This window comes from Kurthia massiliensis, assembly GCF_000285555.1.
Lineage (GTDB): Bacteria > Bacillota > Bacilli > Bacillales_A > Planococcaceae > Kurthia > Kurthia massiliensis.
This window is the reverse complement of sequence record NZ_HE610997.1, coordinates 65,839-87,946: the sequence shown is the minus strand read 5'-3', so window position 1 is coordinate 87,946 and position 22,108 is coordinate 65,839. Positions and strand designations below refer to the sequence as shown.

The following is a 22,108-nucleotide window of genomic DNA, read 5'->3' as shown; positions in this document are numbered from 1 at the left end:
GTTTTTCGTTAAATCTTATAAATTCGAGCTTCATACGGTTGTAATTCAATCGTTGCAGTCGGTGTATGGTTTACTGAATGTGTTGCAAGTAATAAGTTTTCTGTATCGTATTGAATCCCTGTTACTGCTGGTAACGATGCATGAGTGGCTGTTAAGTTACTAATGATGACGATGCGCTCATCCGCTAGCGTACGTGTGTAAGCATAAACTTGTGGATGCGTGTCGTGAATTAAGTCATAACGTCCATAAACTAATACGTCCTGACTTTTTCGAAGCGCAATCATTCGTTGATAAAATGCCAAAATAGATTGTTCATCTTGCAACTGTTGTGCCACGTTAATCGTTTCATAATTTGGGTTGTTCGGCACCCATGGATCAACGGTTGAAAATCCTGCATAATCTTCTGTAGACCATTGCATCGGAATGCGCGCATTGCCACGATTTGTTTTCCAAATCGTTTTCTTCGCCTTTTCTTCAGCAACACCTTCTGCTAATAATTTTCGATACTGATTCGTCGTTTGAATATCTTGATAGTCTTCAATGTGCTCAAGCGGTGTATTCGTCATACCGATTTCTTGACCTTGATAAATAAATGGCGTTCCTTTCATAAAGAAATACATGACAGCGAGTGCTTTAGCGCTTTCTTGCCAATACGCTTCATTCCCCCATGTAGAAACGGCTCTTGGTTGGTCGTGATTTTCGATGAATAACGCATTCCAACCGCTTCCGTCTTCTGCAAGAGCTTGTTGCCAGCGTGTTAAACCTTCTTTCAGTGCAAGCACATCTAATTTCTGTTCTTCAACACTCCATAGCCCTAGCGTTTCAAATTGGAAAATCATATTGAAATAACCATCTCGTTCATTGACCCATTTTTCAATATCATTGATACCGACGCCATTTGCTTCACCGACTGTCATTACATCGTATTTTTGAAATGTTTGTTCATGTAATTCAGCTAAAAACGTATCGATGCCATCGACATTCATATATTGGTCCCAAGCTTTCACATAGCGCGCGCCATTTGATGGAGCATCTTTAAATGTTTGATCTTTTTTAATATGGCTAATCGCATCGACGCGGAAACCATCGATTCCTTTATCGAGCCACCAGTTGATCATATCGTGTAAAGCGTTTCGCACGTCTGGGTTTTCCCAATTTAAATCTGGTTGTTTCGGCGAAAAAACATGTAAATAATAATCATCTGTCGCTTCATTATATTGCCAAGCGGGCGTATCAAAAATACTTTCCCAGTTGTTTGGCTCTTGACCATCTTTACCGTCTCGCCAAATGTACCAGTCACGTTTCGGATTATGTTTAGATGATTTTGATTCAATAAACCATGGATGTTCATCAGACGTATGGTTAATGACTAAGTCTAAAATAAGTTTCATACCACGCGCATGCACACCCGTTAATAGCTCATCAAAATCTGCCATAGTCCCAAACTCGTCCATAATGTCTTGATAATCACTAATATCATAACCGTTGTCATCATTTGGTGACTTAAACATCGGTGATAACCAAATAACATCGATGCCAAGTTCTTTTAAATAATCAAGGCGCTGTGTTACGCCTTTTAAGTCACCAATGCCATCACCATTCGTATCTTGAAAGCTACGCGGATATACTTGGTAACAGACCGCTTCTTTCCACCAATTTCGTTGCATGTTTTCACCTCTTCGTACACGACGCACGCTCAATAAATGCTGTTTCAACAAATAAATGTGTTGCAGGTCGCGTTGGATTTTCTATACGTTGACATACGAGTTCAGCAGCTTTGTAGCCGAGCTCAAAAATATGAATGTCGACCGTCGTTAATGCGGGTCGCACATAGCTAGATAGTGCATGATTATTAATGCTTAAAATCGACATATCCTCTGGCACGCGAATGCGTTGCTGATTTAAATAAGTCACCATTTCATACGCGGTTAAATCATCTTGCGCGAGAATCGCAGTCGGCGGTTGTTTCAACTGTAGTAACTTCAAAATCGTTGCTTCGATATTTTCCGCATTATATTGATAATATGCTTCATTTACATCGAGCCCATGTTTGTCATAACTTTTTTCAAAGCCTTTGACCCGATCGCGTGTTACGCCATATTGAATGTCCCCGCCAATAAAAGCGATATGCTCATGGCCAAGTTTGATTAAATAATCCGTTAACTGTTCCGCTAACGTTACGTTATCATTATCAATATAATCGACTTCTGTTTGATGCGTAAAAGGTGTGCCGACGACGACAAACGGAAATTGTGCTTGCACTAAATAGTCAAAGACAGCATCTCCTTTTTTCGCATATAACAAAATGATGCCATCTACCTTTTTACCTTGTACCATTTCACGCACTTCATCAAAAATTTCTCGCTCTGTTGCGCCGGTTGATAATGAAATACCGTACTTTTTCGCATGCGCTGTAGCGCTAATCCCTCGAATGACTTCTGGAAAGAATGGGTTTTGAAATGCGAGCATCGCCGCATGCCCCATCACAACACCAAGCATCATCGTTTTTTTAGCAGCTAGATTTCTTGCTTGTACATTTGGGTAGTAGGCTAGTTCTTTCATAACAGCCCTTACTTTTCGTTTCGTTTTCAAACTAATGCGTGGATTATCTGCAATGACACGCGACACTGTGGAAGGCGAAACATTCGCCGCTTTTGCTACATCAATAATGGTTGTCATATGGAAAACTCCTTTTATTTCACAGCGCCATCAGAAACTCCTTTAATAATTTGTTTCTGTGCGAAGAAGTATGCGATGATGACTGGCACGATAGCAATCGTTAATCCAGCAAGTGCTAAGTGCCATTGTTTTGTGTACTCACCGAAGAAGAAGAACATCTTCAGTGGAATCGTCTGCATGCCCTCCGCATTAATAACAAGTGATGGTAGTAAGTAGTCGTTCCAAATCCAAATCGTATTTAAAATGGCTACTGTTACCGTAATCGGTTTTAACATTGGGAAAATAATATGCCAAAATACTTGCCAACGGTTTGCCCCGTCAATCGTTGCAGCTTCGTCGAGTGTTTTCGGAATAGATGTTAATGCCCCATGATATAAGAAAATTGATAAACTTGCACCAAATCCTAAGTACATGAAAATCAATCCACCGCGATTGAGCATTTCTAATTTTCCGAAAATCGTTACGAGTGGAATCATCACTGATTGGAAAGGAATGAGCATTGCTGCGACGAATAAGAAGAAAATAATTGTCGATACTTTTCCTTTCACACGCGATAGCGCGTATGCGGCTAACGCAGAGAAAATAATAATGATCACGACGCTTCCTACTGTAATCATTAATGAATTGAAAAACGTTTGTAAGAAATCAAGTTCTTTAAATGCTTGTACGTAGTTATCCCACGTAAACGTTGTAGGTGGTTTTAGCGTGTCACTGAAAATCTCTTTTTTCGTCTTAAATGAATTGACGAGCATTAAGTAAAATGGAGATAGCCAAATAAGCGCTAAGATGATGCCGAATATTTCAAGCGGCAATAAATATGCTTTTTTCATTTACATCTCCACCTCTCGTTTTTTATTCCAGTACACTTGTAGCAATGAAATAATCGCTACAATCAAGAAGAAAATGACCGCTTTTGCTTGTGCATAACTCATGTCTAACTGTTTGTAAGCTGTATTAAAAATGTTCATCGCAACCATCTGCGTAGAATTGTACGGTCCGCCGCCTGTTAACGATAAGTTTTGATCATACAGTTTGAATGTATTTGATAGCGTTAGAAACATGCTGACTGTAAAGGCTGGTGCGACGAGCGGGAAAATGATGCTGTGGAATTTTTGCCAACCATTTGCCCCGTCCATATCAGCCGCTTCAATTAACTCTGGTGAAATGCCTTCTAAATAGGCAATGTAAATGACCATAATATAACCGGACATTTGCCAACTCATTAAAATGACAAGCCCCCAGAAACCAGTTGTCGTTGTTGACAGCCAACCTTGTAAATTTTCAAAGCCGAGTGCTTGTCCAATACCATCAAATGCTTTCGTGAAAATAAACTGCCAAATAAATCCTAAAATTAATCCACCAATTAAATTTGGCATGAAGAAAATTGTTCGTAGCAATTTATTCGTTTTTAATTTTGCTGTCACGAGCATCGCCAACCCTAAACCGAAGAAATTGATTAAGAAAATCGACACGACTGCAAATAGTACAGTGAATTTCAATGATTGAATAAATTCTTCATCCTTGAACAAGCGCATATAGTTATCAAAGCCGACAAATGATTTAACTTCAATGCCGTTCCAGTTCGTAAATGAGTAATAGACACCCATCGCTAACGGTGCAACGACCACGGCTACGAGCGCAAATAGTGCGGGGGCAATAAATGCCCAATACCATAAGCCTTTTTTCATCGAGAAACCTCCTCACAAAAACAGGACCGCCGCAAGCAGACGTTGTCTACCCGACGGAGCAGTCCTATTATGCATTATTTATTGCGATCTTCATTCCATGACTTTTCAACAGATTTCACGACATCGTCCCAAGAGGCTTTATCGCTTAAATATTTCTGAATTTGTACACCTAATTTATTTTGGCCCCAATCTGTCGGATAACCCATGAACACCCAACCGATTGTTTCGCCTTTTTCTGAGTAATCATAAACTGCTTTTGATAATGGGTCAGATACTTTTTCTGAATCATAACCTTCATAAGCAGGAACGAATTTAAAGTCTTCTAGCACCGCTTTTTTACCCGCATCTGATGTGTATAGCCAATCGATGAACTCTTTTGAAGCTTCAACTGTTTCTTCATCTTTGTTGCTATTTACACCCCAGTACATCGGTACGCCGACTGGTAATTTTGCATCTGCATAACCTTCCACTGGAATTGGCATTAAACCGATATTGTTTGCTGCTAAATCTTCATCAATGCCTTCAATCGTTGGATATACCCAGTTCCCTTGTTGAACGATCGCAACTTTACCATTTGAGAACAGCTCTTCCATTTGTTTTGAGTAATCTAGGCTAACTGTTGGCTGTACAGAGTACTTATTTTGTAAGTCTAAAATTTGTTTAAATGCATCTCCGTATTCGAATTTAATATCTTTCGATTCGTATGCTTTCATCACATCATTATCAAATTCTGGCGAAATAAATGTATTTGATAAGTGAAGTCCAGTTACCCAAGTTTCTTTACCAGGTAATGCGAATACTGCATCAATACCAAGATCTTTTTTCTTCGCATCTAAATCTTTTACTGCTTTTTCAAGAGAGGCATAGTCTTTAATGCTGGCTGGATCGATACCTGCTTTTTCAAAGATTGCTTTATTATAAATAAATCCGTAACCTTCTTGGTTGTATGGTAAGCCTAATACTTTGTTATCTTTCGTAGCCCCTTCTAGCGTGCCGTCAAGCGCCGCTTTAGCTGCTTCTGTATCAGATAAGTCAGCTAACTTATCATTCCAGTCTTCAACATCTTGTGGACCACCAATGTTATAAATAGCAGGTTCATTACCTGATGCAAATTTAGAACGTAATGCTGCACCGTAATCTTCACCGCCACCAACTGTTGTAATGTTAATGTCTACATCTTCATTTTCTTTTTCGTATTGTTCAGCGATTTGCTCAAATTGATCTTTGAACTCTACTTTAAATTGGAAAACGTCAACGGTTACTTTTTCACCGTCACTTTTTCCTGAATCTGAATCTCCTGCGTTCCCACATGCCGCTAACGATGTTGCCCCTACGATTGATAATGCTAGTAATGCTGATTTCCACTTATTTTTTTTCATTTTTTTCGCCTCCTACTAATTTGAAATTGCTCTTGTATGATTACACGTGTTCGCTCGTTGCGAAAACGTTTGCATCCTTTTGCATGCCGATTCGTTCTTCTGTTTGTGCATCAAAGAAGTGTACATGATCCATATGGAAAAATAGTGGTAACTGTTGGCCTAGTTCGATTGTATATTTTGCATCTGCGCGGCCAATTAATGGCTGTCCCTCTAGCTCCGCATAGACCATTTGTTCAGCGCCCGTTAGTTCCACTGTGTCAACGAGTACAGGAATTTCAAGCGATGTTTCGTTGAAAGGTTGTTGGCTCGTAATATGTTCCGAACGTACCCCCATGACGACTTCTTGCCCTTCGTATGCCTCAATGGCTTCTTTGTAACGTGTTGGAATCTCAAAAGCGTGATTTGTGATAATAAATTTACCATTTTGAATCATGCCTCGGAAAAAATTCATCGCCGGGCTACCAATAAATCCACCGACAAATATGTTGTTCGGTAAATCGTATACTTCTTTTGGCGTCCCGATTTGTTGAATAAAACCATCTTTCATAATGACGATTCGACTCGCCATCGTCATCGCTTCTGTTTGATCATGCGTAACATAAATCGTCGTCGTTTTTAATCTACGATGTAACTTAATAATTTCTGTACGCATTTGCACACGTAACTTAGAATCTAAATTTGATAATGGTTCATCCATTAAGAAAATTTTCGCATCGCGGACGATTGCACGACCAAGCGCAACACGTTGACGTTGACCACCAGAAAGCGCTTTAGGTTTTCGCTTTAGTAAATGCGTTAAATCTAAAATTTCCGCTGCCTCTTCTACGCGACGTTTAATTTCTTCTTTTTTAAACTTCCGCATTTTCAAGCCAAAGCCCATATTATCAAAAACCGTCATATGCGGATAAAGCGCATAGTTTTGGAATACCATTGCGATATCACGGTCTTTCGGGGGCGTATCATTCATACGCTTGCCATCAATCAGAAAATCACCTTCTGATATTTCTTCAAGCCCCGCAATCATTCTTAGCGTTGTACTTTTCCCACAACCTGATGGTCCAACGAAGACGATAAATTCTTCATCTTTTACAGATAAATTAAAGTCTGTAATAGCACGTACGTTTTTATCATAAATTTTGCCGATGTGCTTTAGCTCTATTGTCGCCATCTTTAATCACTTCCTTTTTAAATTTCGAATACAGCAGCACCATAAGGTTCTACATGAATCATTTGTTGCTGTACGGAAACGGCTTGATTATCAATCCAAATCGATTGAACGGATTGGATATTTAACTCTTCAACTCTTAGTGCAAACGTTTGCTCAGAAAAGTTTGCAATTACAAGTAAACTTTCATCACCAAGGTGACGTTTATACACAAATAGCTGCGGGTGCGATGCAAGTAACAATTCGAATGAACCATCTTGAATAATCGCTTTTTCTTTTCTAAATTGAATCAATTGTTGATACGTATAAAAAATCGACTGTTGATTTTCAAGTGCTGCTTCGACATTAATAGATGTCGTATTTTCATTTACTTCAATCCACGGTGTACCTGTCGTAAAACCGCCCTGTTGATGCCATTGCATCGGTGTACGTGCGTGATCACGACTTTTCCTTGCAATCTCTGTTAATATGTCTTCTTGATGGCGACCGAGTGCTAATTGTTCATGGTAATAATTAATCGTTTCAATGTCTCGATATGCATCGATCGATTCAAAATGATTGTTTGTCATGCCAATTTCTTCACCTTGATAAATATAAGGTGTACCTTGCATCATGTGTAATACAATCGCTAACATTTTGGCAGAACGTTCACGATATGTCGTATCATTGCCGAACCGTGAGACGACACGCGGTTGGTCATGATTGTTCCAATAAAGACTGTTCCAACCTTGTCCATGAAGTTTTGTTTGCCATTCATTAAAAATTCGTTTAAGTTCGACTAAGTCTAACGGCTTGTACTGCCATTTAGGGCCTTCACTATCAACATCCATATGTTCAAAAGTGAAAATCATCGACAACTCTTTTGAGGCTGGATTTGTGAAAACGTTTGCACTTTCTGGCGTAGTACCAGGAGTTTCTCCAACCGTTATATATTGTCCTTGTGCTAATACGTTTGCATGCATTTCTTTTAAATAATCATGTACTTTCGGTAAGTTCATATAATATTGACTACCATCTGCATAGCCTGTTTCAGTTACTTCTTCCCCGTCAGGAAAAGCTTGGTCTTTCGCAATTAAATTAATGACATCCATTCGGAATCCTACAATGCCAAAATCTGTCCAATAACGCATCATGTCATAAATTTCTTGACGCATTTCAGCATTTTCCCAATTTAAATCAGGCTGTTTTTCCGAAAATAAATGCAAATAATAATCATTTGTCGGCTCATTGTATGCCCAAGCAGATCCTGAAAAGAATGATACCCAGTTATTTGGTTCATCTTTAAAAATATAATAATCTCGATAGGGGCTCTCTTTTGAAAGTCGTGCTTGTTTAAACCATTCATGCTCATCTGACGTATGATTAACGACTAAATCCATCATGATGCCAATCCCTAATTTTTTCGCTTCTTCAATGAGTTGCTTAAAATCATTCAAGTCACCATACTCTTTTTGAATTTTTCTATAATTACGGATATCGTAACCATTATCATCATTCGGTGAATCATAGATAGGACCGAGCCATACAATATCGATACCAAGATGGGCTAAATATGGTAATCGCTGAATGATTCCTTGTAAATCACCAATACCATCTCCGTTGGCATCTTGAAAACTTCTTGGATAAATCTGATAGACTGTGCTCTTCTTCCACCATTCTGTCATAAAAAGCCTCCTCTTAAAAACTATAATAATTGCATTAAAGAGAAAATACAAGCATAAAATAGATATTATTTATTTTTATGTAATAAATTAACATTTTGATATAGTAAAAAAAGCAGCGTTTTCACGCTACTTCATCATAAATATTATTTTACTATTTTTTCAAGCATTTTTTTTGTAACATCATTTTGAGATAGACGTTCTTCATAAGGCTGCCATACGAGCATCATTTCACGGCCGTTTAGTGTAAAACCATAGTCGTTTTCTTCTACCGTTAAAGCCTCCCCTTTTTTCAAACGAAAAACATCTACTGTATATAATTCATTACCTGACACTTGATATTGAATTGTATAAATAGGTTCTTTTTCAAATTTCTTTTTCGTTGCACGCTCTAGATTTTCAATTTTAGCTAGTGGTGTTGGTTCTGCATAAGTTTGTACACGATCATCATCCAACGTTGCAATCGTTTTATCGCCTTTTTTTACAATAATCGTATCAATATTTTGATGTTCGTTAATGATTTGTTCTACTGCTTTTTCTTCATCTTTCGTTTGTTGTAAAGACATAAACGCTGCCACGCCTAATACAATCATCAATACAACTAAAATAATCCCTTTTTTCTTCAATTCAATCATCCTTTTTGATAAACGATTACGAGTGGCACTGTAAATGTGAGACGTGTACCCGTTGGCAATGGTGTAATTTCCATTCTCCCATTTACAAACTCAATACGTTCTTTCATCCCTCTTAAACCGTTTCCATTCGAGCGTGTTAAAGACGTATCTAAACCTTTACCATCATCTTCAATCGTCATTACAATATCTTTCGTCGACTGTTCGACGGTAATGATACATTCTTTTGCGGCACTATGGCGCACGACGTTGTTGACCGCTTCTTTTAAACACATACTTAACGTATTTTCTAAAATTAATGGGACTTCATGAAGTTTGCGGTCACCTTCTAAGATGCAATCTATACCAGCCACTCGTAACAATTTTTCAACTTGTAATAACTCATCAGAGAGTTTTACTTTTTTCATATCAGAAACCATTTCACGTACTTCTTTCAATGCCATACTGGCCGTCTTACGTACGTCTTTTAACTCTTCTTTCGCTTTGCTCGGATCTTTATCGACTAAACGAATCGCTAAATCTAACTTTAAACCGACCATCGATAATTTTTGTCCTAACGTATCATGTAAATCACGCGCAATTCGTTGGCGTTCTTCATACACACTTAATTCTGAAATACGTTCATTCGCTGTTTGAAGTTGACCTTCTAACTCTGTATTTTGTTTACGGCTATACAAATAAAAGGGTCCTAAAATAGCGCCGAATACTACAAGCACCATGTAAGGGATTTGCTGTATATAAAGATGGGTTTCAATGAAAAATCCACCTAAAATAGCACCTACTGTAATGCCTAAATGAATGCCGTACATTACGTAAAATCCTACTGTATTACGAATACGTCCGATAAACATCGCTGTGAAAAAGGCAAAGTAAAAATAACCGTATAAAATCGCCATAACAGCATTAATGACAATCATAAATGCTAGCCACATATACACGAGTCCATTTGTTAAAACAGAGGCAAAATACGTACAAATTAAAAATGTAATGAGTAACGCTACCGCGATACTTAACACATATGTATCTTCATAACGGAAAATAAATGTAAATGGAACAAAACATCCTAAAAACCAAATCGCAAAGCTTTGAAAAGGACGGTTTGATATAATCTCAAAAGCCTTTGTATCCATGTGATCCGCTCCTTCCAACGTCTTTTATTATACGAAACCTCATTCGAAAAAGCACTCTTTAGACAAAAACGACTCATGCTCTATTTTTTGAATAACAATATTTTTGAACTAAATAGAAAAATATTGAATTTTCGAGAAATTTTAATTGATATACATAGTTCGCACCACTTATAATAATTAAAAATAGGAAAGGATGATGACGATGCGTTTTACTGCTTTATTTTTTAAAGAACATTTGTTTGAAACGAGTATCGTTGGCGCTTTATTTATTATTCTTTTCAAGTTTATGGGTATGTATTAAATTCAGCAAAAAAGCGATATGCCTCAATTGATGAATTGGGACATATCGCTTTTTACGTTCAACAATTTATAAAACATAAAAAAACTTATTACTTGGGCAATACTTGGCATATTGCAACATAGGCATATGTATTGGAAATGATATAAAAGAGATTATTTGCTGCTAATTCGGCTATAGAGTCATAACAAAATCAGAAAGGAAGTGCATCATGAAAAAGCTAACAAAATGGTCGGTCACGACGATGATTTTTGGCTCATTTTTATTTGGAACGCAAGTGTCAGCACCACAGGAAAACGTCGAAGCAGCAGGTGTCAGTAATTACACATACCAAAATTGTACCCAGTTTAATAAGAAGTACCGGTATGGTGTAAAAAAGTATAAGAATACAAAAAATAGAGTTAGATATGATAAAAGAGGAAGACCTGTATATAAGCCAACTAAAGCAAAAACCTCCCTTTCTATTTATAATGCCGCAGTAAAATATAATCCTGATTTAGATCGTGATAAAGATAATATTGCTTGTGAAAGATAGCTATAATAAAGTGGTTTTTTATTAGTCACTTTTTTTGTTTACTATATATACTAGCGAGTTATATATTTAAATCCCATATACTAAGTCTACCGTTCATTGATATCGACTTTGTTAACATTTGCATATTTTCAAAAACCCATGCATAACGTCCTTCTGAAAAATCTCCTAACTTATATGCTATGCCATCAATACGAGTCTTTTCAGTCATGGCATACCCTTGATGTGGGGCATTTTTGGTAATTTTCATACAATTAACTAACGTACATGTAGCAATGACTGCACCCAATGGTAACTCCTTCATGTTCTGATAGCCCGCTGCTTTTAGCAATTCTACAATTTCAGCATCTTCAAAAGCTTTTCGGTCCATTGTCTTTCCTGCATGTATAGCGAAATCCCCTCTGTACGTTGTCGCCCAGCTTCTCGTTTCATATTGTTTATAGCCAAGCGCTAAAAGTGTTGCATATGGTTGTTTAATCGTAATTGCTTTCATTAGTGAAATGTTTCCTTTCATTTATTGTTCATTTTCATAGATGAAAATGAACATGCCACAATAAAAGAGCGAATCATTTCGATCCGCTCTCGTCTTTTATGCTAATTTGTTTGCGTCATCTAACGCTTTGTATTGTTCTTCCCCTACTGCTTTACGAATAAAAAGATTGATTGCACTGTTCATTTCAGCTTCTGATACGATCTCTTTTTCGATTAAGATGTTTTTAACAACATCTACTTTTGCAGCGATTTTTAATTGTTCTAATTCTTGTTCGTTCATTCTTTTTCCTCCTACGTATCCCCAATATTCTCGCTACAGCAAATATTTTATGTATGCGTCGTAGCTACTCTCATTAAAACATGAAGGTGGAACTTTTGTAAATATATTACACGAACTTCATCGTTTCTCGTGTCAGAGCGACAGAAAATGGTCAATCTTTTCAATGAGCGTATGAATTTCTTGGGCATCTAGCTGAATATTTAAATGCTGTGCCTGGTCATGTTGGCGGAAATACGGTAAATGCGTCTGTTTAATATCCGATAGAATCGTTAAAAAGTTTTTTAAATCTCCTCGTCGAATCGATACTAAATCAATTTGCGTCAGCTTTTCTAAATTTGCCAAATGACGTTTCGAGACTTCTACGTACTGCTGCATTAATTGTATTGTCTTTGCGTCAACAGTTTGTGGCCTAAAAGTTACTTCCTTCGTATCGTTCGCATTTTTCACTGCTTGTGTCGTCGTATATTGATCTGCATTGTATTGCTCGTAAAGCGATAAAATGAGCAAATAATCTTCTTTTATATCGTGCAAATAAAATTTTAAAATGTCGTTCATTTTAGATTCTGCTTCTCTTTTTTCTTTTAACCGCTTATTTTCTGTATCTTTATTAACAATAATCGCAATAAGACCTGTGATTACAGCACCTATTAGAGCACCTAATAATGTTGATAACGGTCCCCAATGTGGCGCTGTTAAGTCAATCCATTCTAAGAATTTCACATCATCACCTCTTGCATATCTGTTTCCGTTCTGCCAATTTTTCAAACGAAAAACCGCTAGATGTTGACTACAACAACATCTAGCGGTTTTTTGAAATGTAATAAATTTTACGACACATCGTAATTAAAAAAGGTGATGCCCACTGGGAGAATCGAACTCTCGTCTGCGGATTACGAGACCGCTGTTCTACCACTAAACTAAGTAGGCATTGTTTTATGAAAATAACTTATTGCTCTCTCACTTACAAAAACTATTTTACACCTAATTTGTACTTTGTGCAATATTATTGTTAAAATAAACGTTTTCTTGTTTATAAAATATTTTTCTCTTTTATTCTAAATTTCACTATTATAATTTCAAAATTTCTTTTATCGTAAAAAAACAGATGCTTATACATCTGTTTTTTCTTCCGGATATGCGCTTTTTCTTTTAAAAAACCCAAGCCCAAAGGCGATCGCATGTAATGCGAAAAATGTCATTTCATTGATAAACCAACCATTTGTATAACTATTCCATATGTTCAAATGATAAATAGTCGATGAAGGGTCGGTTGTCGAACCGCCGAATAGCTTCAAGTCGCTATCAATTTGCACAAACGTTACGTAACTTCCTACGACAACGATTAATAACAAAATGCCTACATAATTCAAAAGACGTTTCATCGTAAAATCGTAAAAATATTGACTGCCTACGATAAACGTAATAAATAAGCTCAACAATAAAAAAGGTACGATAAAAATAAGTGGTATAAACGCTGGATTTAAAGCTTTCAACGGTTCATCGGGCGATAACGTAAAATAGTACCGTACGATTAAAAATCCAAATAGTGTGATCGCTAATGATATGTACCAAGCTAATTTGTTCAAAAAATCAACCTCCGCTATTTATTATAAAAGAAGGCGCCATAAAAAAATAGCCATAGCGTTTGTGATGGCTACTCTGTATATGCATTTAGCAAAACGAGTTGTTTCTGAATACGTTGAAACAATTCGTTTTCAACGATTGTTTCATTTCGCTGTTTTAACGTATTTAAATAATGGCACAATGTTGTTTTAAACGCATCAATGAATGCGATTTTTGGTAGTATCGACCGTCTGAGCGTTTTGAGTGTTTCGGGGTCAAAATTCCGAAACTCTATGACGCGTCCTAAAAAAATGACGTCATATGACTTCGATGTACTGTACGTATGAAAGGTTTGAGGGTTATCTGTTTCAAGCGCGCCTACTAAAGCCTTTCCGATATCTTCAATTAAAATACCGTGATTGACATTCGACTCAATCGACAATCTTTTCTGACCATCTAGTAGTACTGTAAAAATACCACCTCGCCAAAAAAATGGATTAAATTCCCCTTTTTCAATTAATTCGTCATCATGAAAAACATCCCATGTAATTTTCATGTTAATCCCTCCTATGCCTCGTATACGAGCAACGAAGCGGTGAATAATGTTACAAACGTTAATTCTAAAAACAAGATAATAACATCCCATCGTGTTTGGCGTAATTTTTCAAGAGGCATCCACAATACGTATAACCGCCCGATGGCTAATAACCCGCAAATCATTAACATCCAACTATGCGGATACAGCAAATAAGCATAAAAGTAAACGCCAAACTTCAAAGAGATGACAAGGATCGTTCGCATGAATCGCTTCTTCGTGAGCGTTGTATAAAGCATCCCTAAAAGCGGCTGTTTTACATGTTCTCCCCTTAAGCCTGCTTTATAACGCTTATATTGAATTAATCCATTCATACTAACGATAATTAGTACAATACAGTAGAGAAATACGAAAAAAATTGGCATTGTCATTGTCATGTCAACATCCCCATCCATCAACGATTGCCCTTATTATACTTACATTCCCGTTAAATTGCGATATTCTCACATAATGTTCGATTTTTCGTTTTCTTCACATCTTTGTAGTATAATTTTCCATAATATCGTCACAAAGGAGGGTTTCACGATGGATGTCCGTCAACTTACTTATTTTACGGAAGTTGCGAAACAACAAAGTTTTACGAAAGCAGCACATACATTGCATGTAACACAACCGACGATTTCGAAAATGGTACGTCAATTAGAAATGGAATTAGGTACGACGCTATTCGACCGTTCGAATAAACGTGTCGTTCTTACAGATGCTGGAGAAATCGTATTAGAACGTGCTGTTCAAATTATTCAAATGGTCGATGAAGTACATACTGTCTTAGAAGATATGGAACATTTAAAAACGGGGCATTTAAAATTAGGAATGCCCCCATTAATCGGCATTTTATTTTTCGCGAAAATGATGAAAGGTTTTCAGGCGCTATTTCCTGAAATCACTTTCCAACTTGATGAAATCGGAGCAAATGTGGTGAAAGAGCGTGTCTTATCAGGTGAGCTCGATGCAGGATTTGTGATGTTGCCCGCGCACGATGAAGATTATGATGTCATTCCGTTTGTGACAGCAGACGTTGTCGTCGTCGTTAACCGTGAGCATCGGTTAGCAAATCATCAAACGCTATCGATGAAAGACTTAATGGATGAATCACTTCTATTATTTTCAGAAGACTTTACATTACATGATCGAATCGTTCAAGAATGTGAAGCGTATGGTTTTGAACCACATATTGCGTTCGAAAGCTCGCACTGGGAATTTATTAGTCAAATGATTGAACATAATTTAGGCATTGCGTTATTCCCTGAGCCATTTGCTCGTAAAACAAATGATGAAAAAATCGTGTCAATTCCGTTAGAACGTCCGATTTTATGGGAAATCGCCTTTATTTTAAAAAAGGACCGTTATCGTTCTCGTGCTATTCGTGCATTTATTGATTACATACAAAATTCCAATTTGGCATAAACAGAATAATAATTATGTATTTTACGCATGACTTATTTTGTTATACACTTTATTTATTCAGTAACGAGAAGCTACTTGTGAAGGGGTAGCTTTTTTGTATATAAAGGTAGTGATTCTATTGTTAATCGTTCGAAAGGTTGCGCTCATTATTGTGCAAATCATTTTGATTTGGGGCTTTTTACTCGTCGGTACATGGATTAGTGATACATTCCATTGGAAAATACCCGGCAGCATTATCGGCCTCGTTTTATTATTTATTTGTTTAAAAATGCATATTATCCAATTAAAATGGGTAGATGCAGGTGCTGGTTTTTTAACTGGCGAACTATTATTATTTTTCGTTCCAGCGGCAGTTGGCGTTATTCAATACGATGAAATTTTCGGCATTATCGGCATTAAATTAATTTGTGTCATTATTTTAAGTACAATTATTGTTATGGCGACAACTGGCTTTGTTTCTGAACGTTTTGCGAAAGGAGATGCATCTAAATGATCGCTTTCCTTGCTTTAGTCGGCACGATTATTATTTTTTACACGAGTAAAAAAATATACGCCCACTACGCGAAAATATGGCTCTCTCCCCTACTTATTTGTCCCCTTATTTTGGTCGTTATTTTACTTTTAACAGGCGTAGACTATGAACAATATAATAGCGGTGCAACATGGTTATCCAAATTACTCGGTCCAGCTACAGTCGCATTTGCGGTACCGATGTATAAAAACTATGCATTGCTAAAACGAAATGCAAAAGCGATTTTTGCGAGCTTAATTACCGGCTCTGTCGTCGCGATTGCATCGTCATTTATATTAGCTGTGCTTGCAGGACTGAATAATGAAATGGTGAATAGCCTTGTCCCTCGTTCTATTACGACACCAATTGCGATGGACATTTCAAATATTATTGGCGGCGAACCGACAATGACCGCTGTATTCGTTATTGTTACTGGCTTAACAGGCAGCATCGTCGGACCACTTGTCATTCGATGGTTTCACTTTAAACAAGCCGCTTCTAAAGGTTTATTACTTGGTATGGGTGCACACGGCTGTGGTACGTCAAAAGCGTTTGAATTTGGCGAACGTGAAGGAACTTTCTCTTCACTGGCGATGATCGTTGCAGCGCTTGTAAGCATTGTGCTATCTGAAACATTTTTTCCTTATTTAGAACGTATATTGCTATAACTGATACGTCAGCATTTTGCTGGCGTTTTTTTATTTTTATATAGACTAGCGAGCTAAAATATTAAATCATTTTCGTCATTATTTTAGAACTTTCTAAAAATTTAAATTAATGGTACGATATTGTCATATTGATTGAGGGAGGATTTTAGCATGACAATTGCAGTAAACATCACGACGACACCGAAACAAAAGCCGAACGCAGATGAATTAGGATTTGGTCAAATTTTTACGGACCATATGTTTGTGCTCGATTACACAACAGAGAAAGGTTGGCACGGTGGTCGTATTGAACCTTATGCACCAATTCAATTAGACCCTGCGAGCAAAGTATTCCATTATGGACAAGCGATTTTCGAAGGATTAAAAGCATACATAACAGTAGATGGTGATACATTACTTTTCCGTCCTGATCGTAACTTTGCGCGTTTAAATCATTCAGCAGAGCGTTTATGTATTCCAGCAATTGATGAAGAATACGCACTTGAAGCACTTAAAAAATTAGTCGAAGTAGACCGTGAGTGGATTCCGAAAGAACCGGGTACATCTCTTTACATTCGTCCATTCGTCATTGCGACAGAACCAAATTTAGGCGTAGACCCATCAACAGCGTATAAATTCATTATTATTATGTCGCCATCAGGTTCGTACTACGCAGAAGGCATTAATCCTGTCAAAATTATGGTTGAACAAAAATATGTGCGTGCCGTTGTCGGTGGTACAGGTGAAGCGAAGACGAGTGGGAACTATGCATCAAGCTTAATTTCTTCAGAAGAAGCGCATGCAAAAGGTTATTCACAAACGCTTTGGTTAGATGGGAAAGAAAATAAATATGTCGAAGAAGTCGGCAGTATGAATATTTTCTTCAAAATCAACGGCACAGTTGTCACACCAGAACTGACAGGTAGTATTTTACCGGGGATTACGCGTGACTCGATGATTCAAGTGTTAAAACAAAAAGGAATTCCAGTAGAAGAACGTCATATCGCGATTGATGAAGTCATTGAAGCACATAAAAATGGCACGCTTGAAGAAGTATTCGGTACAGGTACCGCAGCGGTCATTTCACCAGTTGGTCGTCTTTTATGGGATGGCGAAGAATTAGTCATTAATGAGGAAAAAATTGGTGACGTATCACAACTACTTTATGATACGTTGACAGGGATTCAAACAGGAAAATTAGCTGACGAGTTCGGTTGGACGATTCGTTTATAACATATAAAAAAGGAGATCGCTTTTTGGCGATCTCCTTTTTTATTAACGGAAAATAATTTCTGGATTTTTCGTTACGCAATCAATATGAACCCCGGCATTTACTGTACCACCGAATGTATGATTAGAACCGAATGCAACGTGAATCGTATCATAAGCTTTTTCATCTTCTAAAATTGTTCCGATGATCCGCGCTTTATAATTCGTACCAATTCCTAATTCAGCGACGTTGCGACCTGCCCCTTCTCCTAAAATAGTTAACAGCGCTTTCCCTTGCGTACCACTTGCATCTACAAGTAAGCCGTCACGAATTGTTAACAATACAGGTTCGTCCACAAGACCTAGTGAAGCAATAGAACCGGTAATTAAAATTTCGCCATTGGCACGTCCTTCAAGTGGCGCAATATACGCTTCACCAGATGGTAAATTACCTGATGCAGCAGGTGTTTTAAATACGCCTGTTGATGGCAATCCTTTACGTCCTTCAAGTGGCAATCTCAATTCGTATTGACCACCTGTATGAATGATGACGCTTGAAGCTTCACTTAATTGTGTGGCGCGTACGAGCGTTTCTTGTTCTACTTTAGAATAATCAGCAGTCATTGCCCCATTAAAGAAAATATCTTCAGTAATGCCTGGCATTGTAATAACAGACACACCGCGTTTATTTGCTTCTTTACGCGCAACCGTGTGCGTTAAAGAGTAGCGTGTCAAACAAAAGACAGCTGTGTAGTCATACCATTTTTCAGCGATTGCTTTCGGTGGTTCTTCCCCATTTTTTGACCGATCTGCCATCACTTCTAATGTTGTGTCATAGCCATTTTGACGTAATCCTTCAGCAAATGCTGCGCCAAGTGTTTTTGTTGTGTCATCTGTTAGTACATAAAAGGTTGCTTGCGCATCAAATTGAAAATTGTTTGCAAGAAGCCCTTTTATAATTGTGTTCATTTGTTGCATGAAATCCCTTCATTTCTCATAGAGTACATTAAGTATACTGCAAAATGGCAATTACAGGAATAGTTTGTACGTGCGAAAGAAAACACTTTCAATTATGATAGAAATTGAGTAAACTTATATCGTAAGAAATATTTTTTCACAAAAACTAATATATAAATGAAATAAATTTTATGAACATTTATGAAGGGATGATTGTCTATGTCAAAATCAGCTTATTACTTAGGTGTCGACATTGGCACGACGAGTACGAAAGCAGTGCTCTTTTCTAACAATGGCGAAGTCGTGGCAATGCACCATGAAACCTATCCACTTTATAGCCCGACACCACAAGTTGCCGAGCAAGATCCCGACGAAATTTACCAAGCTTGTAAAAAAGCTATTGCCGGTACGATGAAAAAAAGTAACATCGATACAAGCGACTTACATCTCGTATCATTTAGTGCAGCAATGCATTCAATTATTGCGATTGATGCAAACGGCAAACCACTTACAAAATCAATTACGTGGGCAGATAGCCGTGCAACCGCTTGGGCAGAAAAAATCTTAACAGATTATAACGGTCACGATATCTATCGTCGCACAGGTACACCGATTCACCCGATGTCACCACTTGCAAAAATCACATGGTTACGTCATGACCAACCAAAAATTTTTAATGATGCTGCGAAATTTATCGGCATTAAAGAATATATTTTCGAGAAATTTTTCGGCGAATACGTCGTGGACCATTCAATTGCCTCTGCAACAGGTATGTTTAACTTAGAAAATAGTGATTGGGATGCAGAAGCACTTGAAGTTGCTGGCATCACAAAAGACCAATTATCAACGCTCGTACCAACGACACATGTTTTACGTACGCTACGTAAAGGTATTGCAGCTGAGATCGGTGTACCAACAGAAACGCCATTCATTATCGGCGCAAACGACGGTGTATTATCAAATTTAGGCGTTAATGCCATTGACCCTGGTGTCGTAGCCATTACAATCGGTACATCAGGTGCGATTCGTACAGTCGTTGATAAACCAGTAACCGATCCGAAAGGTCGTATTTTCTGTTACGTCTTAACAGACAAACATTACGTTGTTGGCGGTCCTGTTAATAATGGTGGTATGACATTCCGCTGGGTACGTGATGAGCTTGCTTCAAGTGAAGTCGAAACAGCGAAACGTTTAGGCATCGATGCATACGACGTATTAACGAAAATTGCATCACGTGTAAAACCAGGTGCAGACGGCTTATTATTCCACCCATATTTAGCTGGCGAACGTGCTCCATTATGGGATGCGAATGCACGTGGTTCATTCTTCGGTTTAGGCTTACACCATAAAAAAGAACATATGATTCGCGCCGTATTAGAAGGTGTTATTTTCAATTTATATACAGTATTTATCGCCTTAGAAGAAGTGATCGGTACGCCTGAAAAAATCCAAGCAACGGGCGGCTTTGCCCGTTCTGGTCTATGGCGTCAAATGATGGCCGATATTTTCAACCAAGAAGTCACAGTACCTGAAAGCTTCGAAAGCTCTTGCTTAGGTGCTATCGTATTAGGTATGTACGCACTTGGTGAAATTGAAGACTTCTCGATTATTTCGAAATGGGTCGGTTCAACACATGCTCATGCACCAATCCAAGAAAACTTTGAAGTATACAAAGAATTGATTCCAATTTATATTCGTATTTCTCGTCTATTTAAAGATGAGTATCGCGATATCGCTCGTTTCCAAGAAAAATGGGTACGTGAATCTTAAATCATATAAACGAAAAGAGACCCACCCTGTAAAGGTGCGTCTCTTTTTTAATGCGAATGCGCCATCGTACACACAATCATTTTACGAACAGCCGCGAACGTAATTTCATTGAATACGGTCATTTGTTCTAGTGATTTTAGCAGTTCGTAATGTGCCAGTGACAATACTTGCGTTTCGTATAATGCGTCGTATTGCAACATACGACAAGAAAAGCCGCGTGTAATATGTTGTTTTGCTAGCAACTGTGCAACAAAATGGTCGATTACTTGTTGTAAGTCTGATACTAACGTTTCGTACTGATAATTTGCATACTTTTGTTCTATCATTGCGAGCTGCCATAAAATATGTTTCCATTCTACTGTATAAAAAGCATCGTCTTGAATACGTCTTTTATACGTTTCCATATAATGATCGATAAACGGTCGATAATCGCCCGCTTCATTGTATCCTTGTCGGTCAAATCCGTCTCGGTTAAAACCAAACATCGTATAACCATCAATATCGTAGCCTTCTCGGTCATAGCCTTGTTTGTCGTATCCTAGTACATTATAACCGTCGATATCGTAGCCTTCGATATTGTAACCAGCTCGATTATAACCTTGTGTATTAAACCCGTTTTGATCATAACCACCGCGGTCGTAGCCGTCGCGATTATATCCTTGCGCATTGTAACCATCTTTCGCATATCCTTCATCATCTAATAACGTACCGTTTTGATGCACGCCACTTTCATTGAAACCTGCACGGTCATACCCGTCTTGCGTCACACCATTTCGGTTATACCCTTTTTTATCATAACCCTCAATATTATAACCATCTCGGTCGTAGCCTTTTTTATTGAAACCTTGCGCATCATAACCTTCCACATCATAGCCCGCTTCATCAAAATGCGTACCGTTTTCGTGAAGTCCTTCTAATGTAAATCCGTATTTGTTGTACCCTTGTCGGTTATACCCTTGTTCATTGTAGCCTTTTGCATTATAGCCCTCATCGTCGTATTTCGTACCATTACGATGCTTTCCTTTTTTGTTGAAGCCTTGCGCATTATAACCATCTCGGTCATAGCCTTTTACGTTATAACCGTCGATATCATAGCCGTCTTTGTCGTAACCTTGTGCGTTGTAACCTGCTTGGTTATATCCTGCGACATCGTATCCATCGACGTCGTACAGCGTACCATTTTCATGTAAACCAGCTAAACTAAATCCGTTACGATTAAAGCCTTTTATGTTATAACCCGCTTCATTATAGCCTTCTCGGTCATAACCTTTTTGATCGTAGCCATTTACGTCGTAGCCTTCAGCATCGTAGCCATGCGTATCATATTTTGTGCCATTTTCATGCATTGCATTTCTATTAAAGCCACGACGATTGAAACCCGCAAAATTATAGCCACTCACATCATAGCCCTCATCATCATATGGTGTGCCATTGCGGTGTAATCCTCGCTTGTCGAAACCTGCTTCATCATACTTTCGTTGTTGTTGCCGCTCCATTTCGTTTGCCCCCATCA

Annotated in this window: 23 protein-coding genes and 1 tRNA gene; 6 read left to right on the top strand and 18 right to left on the bottom strand. The window is 37.9% G+C overall.

Annotated features, from left to right (window positions below):
- Nucleotides 1–8: 8 nt before the first annotated feature.
- From KMHG_RS04800 to KMHG_RS04760, 9 genes are all read right to left on the bottom strand, one after another.
- A complete protein-coding gene (locus KMHG_RS04800) occupies nt 9–1,667 on the bottom strand; it encodes a glycoside hydrolase family 13 protein (protein ID WP_010287464.1) in 1,659 nt (552 codons plus the stop codon).
- Between the two features lie 4 nt (nt 1,668–1,671).
- Nucleotides 1,672–2,679, bottom strand: a complete 1,008-nt coding sequence (locus KMHG_RS04795) for a LacI family DNA-binding transcriptional regulator (RefSeq protein WP_010287463.1) — start codon at nt 2,677–2,679, stop codon at nt 1,672–1,674.
- Between the two features lie 14 nt (nt 2,680–2,693).
- Nucleotides 2,694–3,509: a carbohydrate ABC transporter permease gene (locus KMHG_RS04790; protein WP_010287461.1), complete on the bottom strand. Its 816-nt coding sequence runs from the start codon at nt 3,507–3,509 to the stop codon at nt 2,694–2,696.
- A complete protein-coding gene (locus KMHG_RS04785) occupies nt 3,510–4,367 on the bottom strand; it encodes a carbohydrate ABC transporter permease (RefSeq protein WP_010287460.1) in 858 nt (285 codons plus the stop codon).
- Nucleotides 4,368–4,441: 74 nt separating this feature from the next.
- Nucleotides 4,442–5,746, bottom strand: coding sequence for an ABC transporter substrate-binding protein (locus tag KMHG_RS04780; RefSeq protein WP_010287459.1), 1,305 nt, complete (start codon nt 5,744–5,746; stop codon nt 4,442–4,444).
- A 40-nt stretch (nt 5,747–5,786) separates the two neighbouring features.
- Entirely contained in the window at nt 5,787–6,914 is a 1,128-nt protein-coding gene (locus KMHG_RS04775; protein ID WP_010287458.1) for an ABC transporter ATP-binding protein, read from the bottom strand.
- Nucleotides 6,915–6,931: 17 nt separating this feature from the next.
- Entirely contained in the window at nt 6,932–8,575 is a 1,644-nt protein-coding gene (locus tag KMHG_RS04770) for a glycoside hydrolase family 13 protein (protein ID WP_010287456.1), read from the bottom strand.
- 143 nt (nt 8,576–8,718) lie between these two features.
- On the bottom strand, nt 8,719–9,207 hold the full coding sequence (locus KMHG_RS04765; RefSeq protein WP_238984669.1) for a hypothetical protein: 489 nt from the start codon (nt 9,205–9,207) through the stop codon (nt 8,719–8,721).
- Nucleotides 9,204–10,334: a sensor histidine kinase gene (locus KMHG_RS04760; RefSeq protein WP_010287452.1), complete on the bottom strand. Its 1,131-nt coding sequence runs from the start codon at nt 10,332–10,334 to the stop codon at nt 9,204–9,206. Before KMHG_RS04760 ends, KMHG_RS04765 begins: the two co-directional genes overlap by 4 nt.
- A 509-nt stretch (nt 10,335–10,843) precedes the next feature.
- Here KMHG_RS04760 and KMHG_RS17395 point away from each other — a divergent pair.
- Complete coding sequence (locus tag KMHG_RS17395; protein ID WP_010287451.1) at nt 10,844–11,167, top strand: excalibur calcium-binding domain-containing protein; 324 nt, start codon at nt 10,844–10,846, stop codon at nt 11,165–11,167.
- Between the two features lie 58 nt (nt 11,168–11,225).
- Here the strand turns inward: KMHG_RS17395 and KMHG_RS04745 are convergent, their stop codons facing one another.
- From KMHG_RS04745 to KMHG_RS04715, 7 genes are all read right to left on the bottom strand, one after another.
- Nucleotides 11,226–11,657 carry an ASCH domain-containing protein gene (locus KMHG_RS04745; protein WP_010287450.1) on the bottom strand — a complete coding sequence of 144 codons (432 nt, stop codon included), beginning with the start codon at nt 11,655–11,657 and terminating at the stop codon, nt 11,226–11,228.
- 96 nt (nt 11,658–11,753) lie between these two features.
- A complete protein-coding gene (locus KMHG_RS04740) occupies nt 11,754–11,936 on the bottom strand; it encodes a hypothetical protein (RefSeq protein ID WP_010287448.1) in 183 nt (60 codons plus the stop codon).
- A gap of 132 nt (nt 11,937–12,068) precedes the next feature.
- Nucleotides 12,069–12,656, bottom strand: coding sequence for a hypothetical protein (locus KMHG_RS04735; protein WP_010287447.1), 588 nt, complete (start codon nt 12,654–12,656; stop codon nt 12,069–12,071).
- Nucleotides 12,657–12,792: 136 nt separating this feature from the next.
- Nucleotides 12,793–12,863, bottom strand: a tRNA-Thr gene (locus KMHG_RS04730).
- Nucleotides 12,864–13,045: 182 nt separating this feature from the next.
- Nucleotides 13,046–13,522 (bottom strand): hypothetical protein, encoded by a 477-nt coding sequence (locus KMHG_RS04725; protein ID WP_010287446.1) that lies wholly within the window; start codon nt 13,520–13,522, stop codon nt 13,046–13,048.
- 68 nt (nt 13,523–13,590) lie between these two features.
- On the bottom strand, nt 13,591–14,055 hold the full coding sequence (locus KMHG_RS04720; protein ID WP_010287445.1) for a hypothetical protein: 465 nt from the start codon (nt 14,053–14,055) through the stop codon (nt 13,591–13,593).
- Nucleotides 14,056–14,066: 11 nt separating this feature from the next.
- The gene (locus KMHG_RS04715) at nt 14,067–14,471 is read right to left on the bottom strand and encodes a hypothetical protein (protein ID WP_147608079.1); all 405 of its coding nucleotides are present in this window, start codon (nt 14,469–14,471) and stop codon (nt 14,067–14,069) included.
- A 148-nt stretch (nt 14,472–14,619) separates the two neighbouring features.
- Between KMHG_RS04715 and KMHG_RS04710 the strand changes: the two genes are divergently transcribed.
- From KMHG_RS04710 to KMHG_RS04695, 4 genes are all read left to right on the top strand, one after another.
- Entirely contained in the window at nt 14,620–15,501 is an 882-nt protein-coding gene (locus tag KMHG_RS04710; protein ID WP_010287442.1) for a LysR family transcriptional regulator, read from the top strand.
- 94 nt (nt 15,502–15,595) lie between these two features.
- Nucleotides 15,596–15,994, top strand: a complete 399-nt coding sequence (locus tag KMHG_RS04705) for a CidA/LrgA family protein (protein ID WP_238984668.1) — start codon at nt 15,596–15,598, stop codon at nt 15,992–15,994.
- A complete protein-coding gene (locus KMHG_RS04700) occupies nt 15,991–16,680 on the top strand; it encodes an LrgB family protein (protein ID WP_010287439.1) in 690 nt (229 codons plus the stop codon). The genes KMHG_RS04705 and KMHG_RS04700 overlap by 4 nt, the downstream gene beginning before the upstream one ends.
- A 150-nt stretch (nt 16,681–16,830) precedes the next feature.
- A complete protein-coding gene (locus tag KMHG_RS04695) occupies nt 16,831–17,892 on the top strand; it encodes a branched-chain amino acid aminotransferase (protein ID WP_010287437.1) in 1,062 nt (353 codons plus the stop codon).
- 42 nt (nt 17,893–17,934) lie between these two features.
- Here KMHG_RS04695 and KMHG_RS04690 read toward each other — a convergent pair whose 3' ends face one another.
- Nucleotides 17,935–18,846 carry an aminopeptidase gene (locus tag KMHG_RS04690; protein WP_010287435.1) on the bottom strand — a complete coding sequence of 304 codons (912 nt, stop codon included), beginning with the start codon at nt 18,844–18,846 and terminating at the stop codon, nt 17,935–17,937.
- A 198-nt stretch (nt 18,847–19,044) separates the two neighbouring features.
- On the opposite strand from KMHG_RS04690, the gene gntK reads away from it, so the two are divergent.
- Nucleotides 19,045–20,595: a gluconokinase gene (gntK, locus tag KMHG_RS04685; RefSeq protein WP_010287434.1), complete on the top strand. Its 1,551-nt coding sequence runs from the start codon at nt 19,045–19,047 to the stop codon at nt 20,593–20,595.
- A 47-nt stretch (nt 20,596–20,642) separates the two neighbouring features.
- Here the strand turns inward: gntK and KMHG_RS19415 are convergent, their stop codons facing one another.
- The gene (locus tag KMHG_RS19415; RefSeq protein WP_010287433.1) at nt 20,643–22,091 is read right to left on the bottom strand and encodes a hypothetical protein; all 1,449 of its coding nucleotides are present in this window, start codon (nt 22,089–22,091) and stop codon (nt 20,643–20,645) included.
- Nucleotides 22,092–22,108 lie beyond the last annotated feature (17 nt).

Coding starts and splice junctions, on each gene's coding strand:
- KMHG_RS04800 (WP_010287464.1), bottom strand. CDS start 1,667: ATGCAACGAAATTGGTGGAAAGAAGCGGTCTGTTACCAAGTATATCCG.
- KMHG_RS04795 (WP_010287463.1), bottom strand. CDS start 2,679: ATGACAACCATTATTGATGTAGCAAAAGCGGCGAATGTTTCGCCTTCC.
- KMHG_RS04790 (WP_010287461.1), bottom strand. CDS start 3,509: ATGAAAAAAGCATATTTATTGCCGCTTGAAATATTCGGCATCATCTTA.
- KMHG_RS04785 (WP_010287460.1), bottom strand. CDS start 4,367: ATGAAAAAAGGCTTATGGTATTGGGCATTTATTGCCCCCGCACTATTT.
- KMHG_RS04780 (WP_010287459.1), bottom strand. CDS start 5,746: ATGAAAAAAAATAAGTGGAAATCAGCATTACTAGCATTATCAATCGTA.
- KMHG_RS04775 (WP_010287458.1), bottom strand. CDS start 6,914: ATGGCGACAATAGAGCTAAAGCACATCGGCAAAATTTATGATAAAAAC.
- KMHG_RS04770 (WP_010287456.1), bottom strand. CDS start 8,575: ATGACAGAATGGTGGAAGAAGAGCACAGTCTATCAGATTTATCCAAGA.
- KMHG_RS04765 (WP_238984669.1), bottom strand. CDS start 9,207: ATGATTGAATTGAAGAAAAAAGGGATTATTTTAGTTGTATTGATGATT.
- KMHG_RS04760 (WP_010287452.1), bottom strand. CDS start 10,334: ATGGATACAAAGGCTTTTGAGATTATATCAAACCGTCCTTTTCAAAGC.
- KMHG_RS17395 (WP_010287451.1), top strand. CDS start 10,844: ATGAAAAAGCTAACAAAATGGTCGGTCACGACGATGATTTTTGGCTCA.
- KMHG_RS04745 (WP_010287450.1), bottom strand. CDS start 11,657: ATGAAAGCAATTACGATTAAACAACCATATGCAACACTTTTAGCGCTT.
- KMHG_RS04740 (WP_010287448.1), bottom strand. CDS start 11,936: ATGAACGAACAAGAATTAGAACAATTAAAAATCGCTGCAAAAGTAGAT.
- KMHG_RS04720 (WP_010287445.1), bottom strand. CDS start 14,055: ATGAAAATTACATGGGATGTTTTTCATGATGACGAATTAATTGAAAAA.
- KMHG_RS04715 (WP_147608079.1), bottom strand. CDS start 14,471: ATGACAATGACAATGCCAATTTTTTTCGTATTTCTCTACTGTATTGTA.
- KMHG_RS04710 (WP_010287442.1), top strand. CDS start 14,620: ATGGATGTCCGTCAACTTACTTATTTTACGGAAGTTGCGAAACAACAA.
- KMHG_RS04700 (WP_010287439.1), top strand. CDS start 15,991: ATGATCGCTTTCCTTGCTTTAGTCGGCACGATTATTATTTTTTACACG.
- KMHG_RS04695 (WP_010287437.1), top strand. CDS start 16,831: ATGACAATTGCAGTAAACATCACGACGACACCGAAACAAAAGCCGAAC.
- KMHG_RS04690 (WP_010287435.1), bottom strand. CDS start 18,846: ATGCAACAAATGAACACAATTATAAAAGGGCTTCTTGCAAACAATTTT.
- gntK (WP_010287434.1), top strand. CDS start 19,045: ATGTCAAAATCAGCTTATTACTTAGGTGTCGACATTGGCACGACGAGT.
- KMHG_RS19415 (WP_010287433.1), bottom strand. CDS start 22,091: ATGGAGCGGCAACAACAACGAAAGTATGATGAAGCAGGTTTCGACAAG.